Source organism: Oribacterium sp. Sow4_G1_1, assembly GCF_052116105.1.
Taxonomy (GTDB): domain Bacteria; phylum Bacillota; class Clostridia; order Lachnospirales; family Lachnospiraceae; genus Oribacterium.
Genome location: NZ_JBQKLS010000011.1, coordinates 1 through 13,269, shown reverse-complemented (window position 1 = coordinate 13,269; position 13,269 = coordinate 1). Strand labels below are relative to the sequence as shown.

Annotated in this window: 10 protein-coding genes; 1 reads left to right on the top strand and 9 read right to left on the bottom strand. The window is 54.4% G+C overall.

Annotated features, from left to right (window positions below):
• Positions 1 to 96: 96 nt before the first annotated feature.
• Positions 97 to 1,647 carry a BCCT family transporter gene (locus ACTQ52_RS08030; RefSeq protein ID WP_441982304.1) on the bottom strand — a complete coding sequence of 517 codons (1,551 nt, stop codon included), beginning with the start codon at positions 1,645 to 1,647 and terminating at the stop codon, positions 97 to 99.
• 192 nt (positions 1,648 to 1,839) lie between these two features.
• Here ACTQ52_RS08030 and ACTQ52_RS08025 point away from each other — a divergent pair, with 192 nt between their 5' ends.
• Positions 1,840 to 2,466, top strand: coding sequence for a DUF6553 family protein (locus ACTQ52_RS08025; protein WP_441982303.1), 627 nt, complete (start codon positions 1,840 to 1,842; stop codon positions 2,464 to 2,466).
• Between the two features lie 12 nt (positions 2,467 to 2,478).
• Here the strand turns inward: ACTQ52_RS08025 and ACTQ52_RS08020 are convergent, their stop codons facing one another.
• The 8 genes from ACTQ52_RS08020 to ACTQ52_RS07985 form a co-directional block, all read right to left on the bottom strand.
• A complete protein-coding gene (locus ACTQ52_RS08020; RefSeq protein WP_441982302.1) occupies positions 2,479 to 3,522 on the bottom strand; it encodes a galactose ABC transporter substrate-binding protein in 1,044 nt (347 codons plus the stop codon).
• Between the two features lie 38 nt (positions 3,523 to 3,560).
• The gene (locus ACTQ52_RS08015) at positions 3,561 to 4,538 is read right to left on the bottom strand and encodes a sugar ABC transporter substrate-binding protein (protein WP_441982301.1); all 978 of its coding nucleotides are present in this window, start codon (positions 4,536 to 4,538) and stop codon (positions 3,561 to 3,563) included.
• Positions 4,531 to 6,711, bottom strand: coding sequence for a cache domain-containing sensor histidine kinase (locus tag ACTQ52_RS08010; protein ID WP_410042719.1), 2,181 nt, complete (start codon positions 6,709 to 6,711; stop codon positions 4,531 to 4,533). The genes ACTQ52_RS08015 and ACTQ52_RS08010 overlap by 8 nt, the downstream gene beginning before the upstream one ends.
• A gap of 94 nt (positions 6,712 to 6,805) precedes the next feature.
• Positions 6,806 to 8,437 (bottom strand): response regulator, encoded by a 1,632-nt coding sequence (locus ACTQ52_RS08005; protein WP_410042720.1) that lies wholly within the window; start codon positions 8,435 to 8,437, stop codon positions 6,806 to 6,808.
• A 122-nt stretch (positions 8,438 to 8,559) separates the two neighbouring features.
• Complete coding sequence (locus tag ACTQ52_RS08000) at positions 8,560 to 8,958, bottom strand: hypothetical protein (protein ID WP_441982300.1); 399 nt, start codon at positions 8,956 to 8,958, stop codon at positions 8,560 to 8,562.
• A 167-nt stretch (positions 8,959 to 9,125) separates the two neighbouring features.
• Positions 9,126 to 10,130, bottom strand: a complete 1,005-nt coding sequence (locus tag ACTQ52_RS07995; RefSeq protein WP_410042722.1) for an ABC transporter permease subunit — start codon at positions 10,128 to 10,130, stop codon at positions 9,126 to 9,128.
• Between the two features lie 31 nt (positions 10,131 to 10,161).
• Entirely contained in the window at positions 10,162 to 11,670 is a 1,509-nt protein-coding gene (locus tag ACTQ52_RS07990; protein WP_410042723.1) for a sugar ABC transporter ATP-binding protein, read from the bottom strand.
• Between the two features lie 107 nt (positions 11,671 to 11,777).
• Complete coding sequence (locus ACTQ52_RS07985) at positions 11,778 to 12,896, bottom strand: galactose ABC transporter substrate-binding protein (protein WP_410042724.1); 1,119 nt, start codon at positions 12,894 to 12,896, stop codon at positions 11,778 to 11,780.
• Between the last annotated feature and the right edge of the window lie 373 nt (positions 12,897 to 13,269).

Sequence of the window (13,269 nt, the reverse complement as noted above, 5' to 3'; positions counted from 1 at the left end):
CATATTCAACAGAATTCTAGCATATTCCACCATACACATTCAACGTCTCACGCCAAAACATCTCAAGCATTCAGACACAGGGGGCCATCCAAATGTCTAGTTTATCTCCTCCAGATACGCCTTCGCGTCTTTCAGGAACGCGGCGGTGATCAGGACGATGACGGCACCGATCGGGAAGGCCGCGATGATGCTGACGGACTGAAGGTTCGCCATAGAGCTGTCCGAGAAGACGAGGGCGACCGGAAGCAGGATGAGCAGCACCGACCAGAGTGCCTTGATCCAGCCCTGCGGCTCCTCGTCCTTTCCGAGCTTTTTATAGCTGTACTGGGAAGCGACCAGGGCGATGGAATCGAAGGAGGTCGCATAGAAGGCGATCATCGTCACGATGAGCAGCACGAGCACCGCCTTCGCGAGCGGCAGCTGCTGAATGATGGCGATGATGGTGGTGTACAGGTTCTGCGTCTCATCATAAAGCGCGACGATGTCGAAGCGACCAGCCATCTGAAGCCCCAGTCCATAATTCCCGAGCACGATGAAGCTTACGAAGGTGCTGCCCATGCCGAAGACATAGCCGCCGAGAATCGTCGAGCGGATGGTGCGGCCACGGGAAATCGATCCGATGAAGAACGGCGCGGCTACGCACCATACCATCCAGTATGCCCAGTAGAAAATCGTCCAGTTCTGCGCGAAGCCGGTGCTTCTCGTCGGATCCGTATAGGTCGCGAGGCCGAGGAAGTTCTGCGCGAGACGCCCCATCGCGGAGAAACCGGTCTCGAGGATGAAGCGCGCTTCTCCGCCGCAGACGAGCACGTAGAGAAGTAAGCCATAAAAACAGTAGGTGCAGACATTGGCGAGCAGAGAGACACCGAACATACCACGCATGACCGCGCAGGTGTAGAGCACGCAGGTCACGAGCAGAATCGCGATCGTGATGGTACGATCCGGGAGATCGATGCCGAGGAGCGTCTTCAGCGCTTCACTGAGGAGTGGCGTGGCGACGGAAAAGGTGGTTGCGGTGCCGGCCAGGAGTGCAAACACGGCGAGGAGGTCGATGAAACGGCCCGGCAGACGGTCGGTGTACTTCCCGAGGATCGGACGGCAGGCTTCCGAATACTTCTGGCGCGTCCGCTTCCGCACATGCAGCATGAAGCCGAAGGCCACCGCGAGCACGAGGTAGAAGCCCCACGGAATCGGGCCCCAGTGGAACAGCGTGAAGGTGCTGGCCCAGTCCATACGGCTGCCCATCTCCACGGTGTGCGGGTCCTCCAAGTAGAGGATCCACTCGCAGAAGGAGTAGAACAGGATGTCGGCAGCGAGCCCCGCCGTGAACATCATGGCCCCCCACTGGAAGAAGCTGTACTTCGGCTTCTCATCCGGCGCACCGAGCACGATGCGACCATAGCGTGAGAGCGCGATGTAGAGCGACATCACGGTCGTTCCGAGGCCAATCAGGAGATAGTACAGCCCGAAGCTGTCCCCCAGGAAGGTCCGGATACTGCCGAGCACGGCATTGGACGCGTCCGGCAGAAGGAAAAACAGCAGTGCCAGCACCACGATGAGCACAAACGGCACCAGCGTGATCATCCAGTCGATGCGACTCCGGTCCGCCTCTATCTGTTTGAATTTTTCATTCCCGCCTTGCTTCATGTTCATTTCCTCCTTATTTCAAAATGTTTTGAACAATATAGCACCGGCGATCCCACGCGTCAAGCAAATTCTGTGCAAGTCCGAGGAATCATGCTAGAATAGGATAACAGTTCAGGCAGAGAGGACCCGGAGGGGCAGCTTGCATGAACGGTTACAGAATAGGATCATACCGCTGGAAAGGACCGCACGAACATGCTTTTAAATAAAGAAAAAACGCCGGCCATCAACTATAAGGAAGACTGGCCGACGCACTACTATGACATCAAGGATATCGATACCCGTGAGAAGATTCTGACCGAGATGCTCGAGGACAATGCAGGCGACCGGAACGATCGCCGCCGTCTCGAGCTTCTTCGCAAGCGCTACCCGGCGAACGAGCGCGCGGGTGCGAAGCGAAAGGATGCCTTCGTCGCAGCCTGGATGGGTCTCCTCATCGACGGCCGCCTCGGTACGAACTTTCTGAACCGGAAGAAGCGCGCGCGCGATATCCGGCAGTACTTCACCACGCTCTGCGTGCTGGATGAGGAGGTCGATGAAGTTCTCCTCGAGGAGTGGCGCCAGTTTGCCCGCTTATGGATCGAGAGCTGTGCCGGCGACCGGAGCTACGACTCGACCGCCTTCGGCCTCTTCCGCCTCGGCGATGAACGCCTCGGAAAGAAAATCGCCGCTGAGATCCACGAAGTCACCAGCACCATCCCGGCCCGCTTCGGCCTCGCGGAAGAGCTCCGCGCCTTCCGCCGCGTTATGAAGGAAACCTACATCGCGATGGTCGACCACGGCGACCGCTACTGGGCCGACGTCACCGGTGACAGAGATTGAAAGAGGCCACGGTCACTTGAATTCCAGCACATTATCCCGCGTCACCTTCTCATACGGCAGACGGATATACTTGTCGCCGACGAGCGGAAGGTCCCGCAGCGGCTCCTCCAGGGCCAGGTGGTGTGCCAGATGAAAGATGGCCGCTGCCTGGCCTTCGGCGTCGTTATAGATCGTCGCTTCGAGCTTCCCGTCGCATACCGCACTGAGCCCCGCCTCCGTGCCATCGATGCCGAAGATCAGCGGCCGCTGCGCCTTCGGAAGATCACTCGCCTCGAAGGCATCGATCGCACCGAGGGCCATCTCATCATTATTCGCGAGCACCAGCTCGATATCCGCCCCATACTGCCGGATGATTTTATCCATCTGGGTTTTCGCCTGCGCACGGTTCCAGTTTGCGATCGCATACGTAAGACGATCCAGCTTCACACCGAGCTCCAGCATCCGATTGACGGAGCTCTCCGAGCGGGCGATGGCATCCTGGTGTCCAGCCTCCCCCTCGAGCACGACATACTGAATCGCGCCGTCCCCATTCCGGTCCACCGTGCCGCTCTGGATCGCATCTACTGCCAGCTCCCCCTGCATCTTTCCAGAAACGAAGGCATCGGCCCCCACATAAAAGAGCTTATCCCAGCGCTGCAGATCATCCTCCACCAGCTCACGATTGAAAAAGATGATCGGCACATCCGCATCCCGTGCCGCATTGATGACCTCGGTCGGTGCCGTCCGGTCGACCAGATTGACACAGATCACATCGAAATTCGCTGCGATCATGTCGCGCACCTGTTCGTTCTGCTTCGTCTGGCTCTGCGAGGCATTATAGACCTCCAGCACGATATCCTGCTTTTCCTCCGCCTTCGCGCCCAGCACCTGATCATTCAGATCCTGCATCAGCTCCGCTACGAAGGCGTCGTACTGATCATAGACCGACACGCCGATTTTGATCTTTCCATCGGTTTTTCTGGCCGGCAGCTTCTGTCGCGTACCACAGCCGCAGAGAACCAGCATCACGACCAGCATCACCATGACTGCACTCCTGCGCCCTTTTTTCTTCTTCATACCATCCTCCCAGTTGTTTTCCATGACAGCGGCACCACTCACTGCACGATCGGAAACAGGATCCGCTGATTCTCATCCCGGAACAGATTATCCTGATGGACGACATTGAAGTCCTGTTCCCGATCCTCGAGCACCATCATCCGGTTTCGAAGCTTGGCCGCAAGATCCGTGAGACTCTGATAGCCCATGCTGAACTCGTTCGGGAGGATCATCGATGCGATGGTGCCGTTATCGATATAGTACGCGAGCTTCTCACTGCAGCCGGCACCATAGAGGGGCAGCTTTTTCGTCTCCGCCGTCGCCACATAGTCCACCGCCGCTTCGAGACTCGTATTATCGAGGCCGACGATCACCGCCGGTGTCACCCGCTCCATCGAGCGTTTCAGCTCCTTCTCGAGGAAACGGCTCTCCTCCACCGTCCAGACGATCTCCGGTTCCTTCGCACCCACGGCCTCCAGGAACCCCTTCAGTCGGTCCTGCATCGCATACTGCTGCTGGTTTCCGGCGATGATGCCGATCTTCATTCCCTTCAGACGGTCGCCGTAATCGATCACGAGCTCGTTTCCGATGGCCCGGCCGACCTCTACATTATCCGTCATCACCGTCGCATAGTTTCCGGAGATATCTGCATCCGCATCCACATTCGTGATGATAAACTCCACCGGCACACGGGCGATGATGTTCCGCACGATGTCCGCGGTGCCCATGCTGAGACAGAAATCCGTGATGATGCCATCCGCACCATCCGCGATTTCCTGATTGATCAGCGCGGTCTGTGTAAAGACATCATCGATGTAGTCGGTATAGACGTAGCTCAGGTCAATGTTGTTGTCCCTCGCTGCCTGTGTGAGCCCTGCCTTCAACGGCACCCAGCGATCCTGGGAGGAATCACTCACGATCACCGATACCTGATAGCGCTTCTCACCGGTGCCCCGCACCAGCATCACGGAGCAGAACAGGATGGTGACCACCAGCCCACCGATGATCGGCCATAAGAAGCTTCGATCCTCATGCATGCTGTTTTCCTCCTTCCGTTCTGCCTGCATCCTCCACCAGTACGTCTGTTATATCTGAGCTCTGCACATCTGAACGCGTCGCCGCTGCATCCTCGGTGTCGGCATTGCCCGCACTCGCAGTTTTCACATCCGCTGTTTTCCTGTCCGAAACAGCGGTCCTGTAGTGTCCGCTCTCCAGCAGCTTCTGGTTCTCCGGTGTATCCGGGATCGCCGGCAGATGGATCGTGATCGTCGTTCCCTCATCCGGCTCAGACGCGGCCATCAGCCCGTACTGTGCGCCGAAGCGGATCCGAATACGATTGTGGACGTTCACGAGTCCGACACCGGAGCCATGCTTCGGCACCCGCTGTCTCGATTCCTCATCGTCCTTCAGCAGATTTTCACACACCTCCGGTGGCATGCCATAGCCGTTGTCGCTCACTGCGATATAGATGTCGCCGACCGACATCGCCTGAATCATCTGCCTGTGTGCACGGTCGCCAGCATTGGCCTCTGTCGGATCCGGCTGCCGAGCCGTCCGAGCGGCCACCGGGCCCGACGCCGCATCGTACGTCTGCCCATGTGCTGCATCGCCTTCACCGCTCTTCTCGTTTTCTGTATCTGGGATCAGCCAGCCACGGATACGGATCTCGGCACCGTCATCTGGATCCATATCCCCAACGCCGTAATAGATGGCATTTTCGAGGATCGGCTGGATGATGAGCTTGACGCTGAGGTAGTCCCGGATGTTTTCATCGATGTCAAACACAACGGAGAAGTTATTCTTATAACGCACCTTCTGGATGTTCATATAGTTTTCCGCATGCTTCAGCTCCTGCGCAAGTGGAATGATGTTCTTTCCACGGCTCAGGCTGATACGGAAGAGGCTCGCAAGCTGGGTCACCATGAAGACCGCATCCTTGTTGTGCTCCCCCTCGATCATCCAGACGATGGAATCCAGGGTGTTGTAGAGGAAGTGCGGATTGATCTGCGACTGGAGGGCGTCCATCTCCGACTTTCGCTTCTCCTCCTGCTCGATCACGATGTCATCCATCAGCTGATTGATCCGTGTCATGGAGCTTCGAAGCGTCCGTCCGAGATGCTCGACCTCCTCGGAGCCGCCCACATAGATATCCTCCGGCACGACATCCCCGCCCTCCATCCGCTTGATGGAGCGGTTCAGCCGGTTCAGCGGCAGGGAGATCTGACGCGATACGATCTGATTCACGAAGATCATGACGAGGAGGGAGATCGATACGAGCAGGATCACGACGAAACGTAGGCTGGCCGCATCCACACCGTAGGCGCTGGCCGGGATCACGGCGATCATCTTCCAGCCGGTGTAGGAAACCGAGTTCAGCAGCACCTGGCGGCGTGTACCGAGGTAAAGCTCCTGATGATGGCCATCCTGGTAGTGCGCCTCGTTGATGTTGTTCTCTGTGAGAATCCCATAGTTGATCTGCATCTGCTTCGGATGATAGATGAGGCTGCCGCTCGAATCGGTCAGATAGATGTACTGACCGCTCGAATCCTGATTGATCCGCTCCATCATTCGATCGATGGTCGAGTAGTTCATATCGACGAGGAGGACGCCCATGGTCGGGGTACCGTTTTCATAGATTTCGACGGCGCGGCTCAGGGAGATGACCCAGCGATAGCGATAGGCCGGATCCAGGAAGAGATTTTCGACATGCGGGGTGGAGAAATGCAGATTATCGGTCTTTCGAAGCGCCTCGGTAAACCAGCTCTGGGTCGTCACATCGAGGTTTTCCTTCGTCGTGGCGATCGGCGAGGACGAAATCAGCCGGCCATCGGCGGTAAAGAGCGCCATACTGACGAGATGCTCGAGGTGTGCTTCATAGATGAGGTCCATCTCACGATCGATGCTGTCCGTGCTGAGATCTGCATTTTTGATGACATTATAGTATACCGCATCCGAGATGCGGCGCATATTGGCGAGGTAATCCTCGAGATTGATGACGGACTGCTGCACGATCTGCTCGGTGGATTCCACGGAGCTCGTCCGCATACGACGTGCAAACAGCTGATACAGGACCAGCCCCAGGATCATGAGCAGCACGAAGGAGATGATGGTGAAGGCCATCAGAATCGTTCCCTGGATGGTATGTGGGAGATAGCTTCGCTTCCCCTTTTTCCGGTTCTGCTTCGTCTCTGCCGGATGCTGTTTCTCCACTATGTCCTCCTGTATCTGCACATGGTTCTTTCTTATACGCAAGCAGAGAGGTGTCTGCAGGTTTTCTGCAAAGCACCTCTCCGTTCATCCACCATCAGGCAGGCGCGGTGCCGGCCTGCTGCTGTGCCTTATACTTCGACGGCGATACGCCGAATTTCTTTTTAAATGCATAGCTGAAGTAGTTCGGATCACTGTAGCCGACCGCTTCCGCGATCACATAGGTTTTTTCATTTTCGTCGAGCAGCATGTGGACTGCCCGGTCCATACGGATATCCGTGAGGTAGTTGATGAAGGTCTTTCCCGTTTCCCGCTTGAAGACGGTCGAGAAGTACGCCGCACTGATGCCGAGAAAATCACAGATGCTCTCGACACTCAGGTCCTTATCACTGTAATGCTCATGCACATAGGCCTCTGCCTTCGCCACGAAGGTACGCGTGCTGTCGCTGCGCGATACCCGGAGAAGCGCCTGCATCTTATGGGCGCTTTCCTTCATCCATGCACGCAGGGCCTCCAGATCAAGGTGCTGTACCTTCTGAAAGAGGTCCTCATCCTTTCCAAACACCGCCTCCATCGACAGATGATTCGCATTTATGAAGCGATGTCCCTCGGTCACGAGCTCCATCACGAAGAAGCGATACTCCTGCAGCGACGGATTGACCGGTGCCTCCGCGTCCAGAAACTGATCGATCTGACGATCGACTTCCTCCGGCGAACTCAGCTTGATGGCCTTGAACACCGGGTAGAAGCGGTCATCGCTGTCCTCGGACGGACTCTCCGCCGGCATCTCCTTCTGGGTCTCCGGCGCCACCTCCATGATGTTGATCGCCTGTCCGCGTCCATAGATGACGCGGTAGGACACGGCCTCCCGGGCACTCTCGTAGGCCTCCGGCAGGTTCAGAAGGTGATTGACCGCACGACCGATGCCGGCGGTGATGGTCGCGTTCGACACATGCTTACTGAGACGGCACAGCACCTGACAGTCATCCGTCAGCTTCGTCAGCGCGCCCGGCTGCTCGAGCTGCACGATCATCACCGTGTCGCCGAGGTAGGTGAAGAAGCGCGCATGCCACCTCGCGTCGAGGTGCTCCTCCCATAGCCGACGCACCGACATCGTGATCAGCAGCGGATTGATGCCCTCCGGCGCGAGTGAAATACTGTTGTGAAGGATCACCACACCGAAGTACGGACCGTCGAGACTGATCTGATAGTCCATCATATCGCGACTGAGCGAATTCGCCGGCTCGCGTCCCTCGATGAGCGCCGTGCAGAAATTCTCCTGCAGGATCGGCAGGCTCTCCATATAATAGTTTTTCAGCATGTTGATGTTCTGCTTCTCGTCGAACTCCTGATCCAGCGATGCGTGGATGCGCTCGAACACGGCACGCAGCTCGTCCGCATCGATCGGCTTCAGGATGTACTCCTCGGCCTCCAGACGGATGGCCTCCTTCGCATACTCGAACTGGTCGAAGCCGGAGAAGATGATGATCTTGATGGTCGGATACTGCTCCTTCAGACGCCGGCTGAGCTCGAGTCCATCCATGAACGGCATCTTGATGTCCGTCATCACGACGTCCGGCTGCTCCTCCTCGGCCATCTCCAGCGCTTCCAGTCCGTTGTGGGCATAGCCCTGCACCGTGAAGCCGAGCTTCTCCCAGTTCATCTTCCGGATGATCACCTGGATGACATCCTCCTCATCATCCACCAGCATCACTCTGTACTTGTTCAATGTAGACCTCCCTCTGCCATCACATCCTGTCCGCATCCCGGAAAGCGCATACCCTCCCGCATGCGAGCGAAGCATACCGAACCTTCGGCTGCGCCGTGTTTCACCGTCACAAGCTACTAAGCTCAGTCCTCCACCTTCTGATGATGGTCGAGATTTCCGTACTTGTCTTCGATTTTCTTAAAACGATAGAAGGTCACCGCGATGGACAGAATCATAAACAGAAGGCCCATCAGTCCATCATACTGGCTCACCACCTCCATCACGAAGATGCAGGCACCGAACATCAGCACGAGGATGCCCATCTCACGAGTATATGGGAGAAGATTCTCCTCCTTTACCTTTCCCCACTCCTTCGGACGGATAAAATCCGGATCGTGGAAGACCAGCAGCTTCACGGCGCAGTAGATCACCAGCACACCGAGTATGAGCTGCACACCGTGCTGGCTGAGGAAAAATGCGACCGGATCGTTCGTCACCGGATCCGAAGCCGTCTGTGCAAACAGTGTCATGTTATATGTCATAGAAACCTCTCTTTTACTGTGTCAGGTCGTGGACAGACCCCGAACGTTTATCTTAAGAAAAATTTAATGGGGTCAGACCCCCTTACGAAATTCTTAAGGTCGATACAAAAATGGACTGTGGCATGCGCCACAGCCCATATTATAGACGATAGAAATCGTTCGCTCAATTACTTCTTCTGTACGTACTTTCTGATATCGAGAGAAATTGCGACGAAGATAACGATACCGATCGCGATGTACTGAGAGTTTGCATCGACACCGAGGAACTGAAGAGCGACCTTCAGGAGCTCGAGGACGGCAACACCGATGATGGCAGATGAAACCTTACCACGACCACCGGTTACAGATACACCACCGAGGGCGCAGGCTGCGATACCTTCCATCTCGTAGGAAAGACCCGTATTGATGGATGCACCACCGGCCTTTGCACCGAGCATGAAACCTGCCATGGCGAAGAATGCAGATGCCTTCGCATAGATGAGAACGAGGGTAAGCTTTACAGGAACACCAGCAACCTCTGCGGCCTGTGCATTGCCACCGATGGCATACATGTACTTACCATGACGGGTCATGTTATAGATGAACCAGGTGATCGCTGACATGGCGATGGCCATCCAGATCAGGAAGCTTAAGCCCAGGAAACGACCGGTCGAGAACATGGTGTAGCCGGTGATATATCCACCGAGCGGTGTAGCGCCGGTGTAGATCAGACCGAGGCCATAGATGATCTCCATCATCGCCAGTGTGGAAATGAATGGAGGAACACTCAGATAAGCGATAAACCATCCGGTGATGGCACCGAAGCATCCGCAGATGATCATGACGATCAGCAGTACCAGGAACGGATTCAGCGGTGTGATGTTTGCCAGGAAGCCCTCCTTAAAGAAACGGCCTGCATAATCCTGCTTCTGAAGAAGTGTACCGGCGATACATGCGCCGAAGCCGACCATACGTCCACCGGAAAGATCACATCCTCCGGTGATAACGCAGCCTGAAATACCGAGCGCGATAACCAGTCTGTAGGACATGTTTGCGAGGAGGTTCAGGAAGTTGTTGGCCGTTAAGAAGTTCTTCGTTGTCAATCCTGTGTAGATAACGAGGATGAACATAACGATGATAACACCGTTGTTAATGAGAAAATCCGTGATTTTCTTTTTCTGTGACTTTTGCATTTTATTTCCCCTTTATTCTATCGAATCAGAATCAGAACTGCGTTGCGAAGGACATTACCTTCTCCTGCGTCATATCTTCCTTCTGATCAATCTCACCTGTGATCTTACCATTACACATTACATATACACGATCGGCCATGCCGAGAAGCTCCGGCATTTCGGAGGAAATCATGATGATCGACTTGCCCTGATCGGCGAGCTGCTCCATGATCTCATAGATCTCGTGCTTGGCACCGACGTCGATACCTCTGGTCGGCTCATCCATGATCAGGATCTCCGGATCATTTGCGAGCCATCTCGATACGATAACCTTCTGCTGGTTACCACCGGAGAGGTTCTCGATATGCTGCTGCATACTCGGTGTCTTAATCGAAAGCTGCTTGATACTGTCATCTACGATCTTATTGATCGTCGGGTGATCCAGGATGAAGCCCGCCTTCAGGTGCTTGTTGTAAATGGAAATACCCGTGTTATCCTTGATGGACAGGCATCCGAAGATACCATTACCACGACGGTCCTCGGTGATCATACCGAGACCTGCATCCATCGCGTCTCTCGAACGCTTGATCTTCACTTCCTTGCCATGCATTTTGATGGTTCCTGAAGCGAGATGACGGATACCGAAGAGACCCTCCATGAGCTCGGTTCTCTGTGCACCGACCAGTCCACCGAAACCGAGGATCTCACCCTTACGGATGTTGAAGCTGCAATTCTGGAAGGACTTCTCGTGAATAGAGGAAAGATGCTCTGCCTCGAGGATGACGTCGCCGATCTCATGTACGTGATCCGGATATACCTTCGTAAGCTCACGACCTACCATCTTCGCGATGATATCGTCGGTGCTCATCTCGGCTGCCGGCCAGGTACCGACATAGGTACCATCTCGCATGACCGTGATGTCGTCGGCGATCCGCTTGATCTCATCCATCTTATGAGAGATGTAGATCATCGCAACGCCCTTATCACGCAGCTGGTTCATAACCTTGAAGAGGAAATCTACTTCCTTATCAGAAAGCGAGGAGGTCGGCTCATCGAAGATGATGACTCTTGCCTCATGAGAAACCGCCTTCGCGATCTCGACCATCTGCATCTGTCCGATGGAGAGCGAGCCGAGCAGCGCCTTCGGATTATAGTCGAGGCCCAGCTCCTTCAGCCAGCGATCGGTCTCTTCAAACATCTTCTTGTGATCGATCACCTGTAAAGGACCATACTTATGTACCGGGAAACGTCCCATGTACATATTCTCCGCGATGTTACGTGCCGGTATCGGCTGCAGCTCCTGATGCACCATGGCAACACCCTTCGCCATCGCATCATCCGGGTCTGTAATCGTTGTCTTCTCGCCATCCAGGTAGATTTCACCCTCATCCATGTGATAGATACCGAAAAGGCACTTCATCAGTGTGGACTTTCCGGCACCATTTTCTCCCATGAGTGCGTGAACTGTACCCGGGCGAACAGCGAGGTTAGCGTGATCCAGCGCTTTTACACCGGGGAATGACTTACACACATTCCGTAATTCCAGTTTATACTCCGCCATTTTGCCCTCCAAGCATTAAATAATGGGTTTAAAAAACGGGTGGGGCGCAGCTCGTGCACCCGCACCCATTTCTATGTACTTCGTTAAATTCTTACGAACCTTTCGGATTAACCAAGAGATGCAAGAACGTCGTCAACGTTATCGGAGGTTACCTTTACGTAATCGCAGCCGATGTAGTGCTCATTGTCGCCGCCGGTGATGTACTTAACAGCTGCATCTGCTGCGGAATGAGACTGAGAAATGTGATCGTTGAATACAGTACCGGTCTGCTTGCCAGCCTTAACGTTGTCACAAGCCTCCTGAAGAGCATCAACACCTACAAGGTAAACATCCGTACCAACGGTCTCGCCTGCTGCCTCAATTGCCTGCAGAGCACCGAGAGCCATCGCATCGTTGTTACAGAAAACAACCTCGATGTCCTTGCCGTGCTGTGCAAGAGAGTTTGCAACGAGAGACTGTGCCTGCGCCTGATCCCAGTTACCAACCTGATCGTCAAGCTGCTCAACCTCGATGCCGGCATCCTTCAGAGCCTTTACAGAGAACTCTGTTCTGTACTGAGCATCTACGTTCTCCGGGTCACCCTCGATCATGATGTAGGAAACCTTGCCATCGCCGTTGATATCACCGTGGTTGTCGAGGTCAGCGATGATCTCGCCCTGCATGGTTCCGGACTGACGAGCGTCACATCCTACGTAGCAGACCTTCATGTTCTCGTCTGCCCATCTCTGCTCTTCCTGAGCATCCGGCTCTCTGTTGATGTATACGAGCGGAATGTTTGCTGCGGTTACCATATCGGTGATGGTTGCTGCGGAAGAAGAGTTAACCGGGTTGATGATGAGACAGTCAACACCCTTGGTGATGAAGTTCTGAATCTGGTTGGTCTGTGTAGCCTGGTCGTTTGCACCATCCATGATCTCGATGTTCTCTGCCTTGAAGCCGAGGGATACGAGATAGTTCTGAAGCTCATTTCTGAAAAGGGTCATGAAGTTATCAGAGAACTGATAGATACATACGCCGACCTTCTTATCGGAAAGATCCGCATCCGTTGCAGCTGCAGCTGCCTCTGTTGCTGCCTCAGAAGCTGCCTCTGTAGCGGCTGCAGTGGTCTCTGCCGCTGCTGCAGTCGTAGCTGCTGCAGTAGTCTCTGCCGGCTTCGAGCTGCCGCATCCTGCGAGCATCGAAACTGCCATTGCTGAAACGGTAAGTAAGCTAAGTGCCTTCTTCATAATAATCCAATCCTCCTATGATTGTTTATCCTGACGGGACTCCCCCGTCCTTTTGATCATATTATATGAAGATGTTATGGCTGATAGAATAGAGAATCCTTCTTTTCATCTTGAAAATTCTTTGATTTCTTTGTTTATTTTTTCTTAGATTTTCTTATTTTCTCGTTCTGGATTCATGCAATATGTGCTTAATTGCTTTGAAAGTCAGTGATTTCACAAAGTTCTTTCGTAAAAATCGCCATAACAGAACCCCGGAGGGCTGTGATATGCTACCCCTAAGTAGGACATTGAAAAATGAAACCTACTTGGGGGTATTGTTATGTCCAGGAAAAGTAAGATAGACCCAGTACTCAAGATAAAAGCAGTTGAAGAT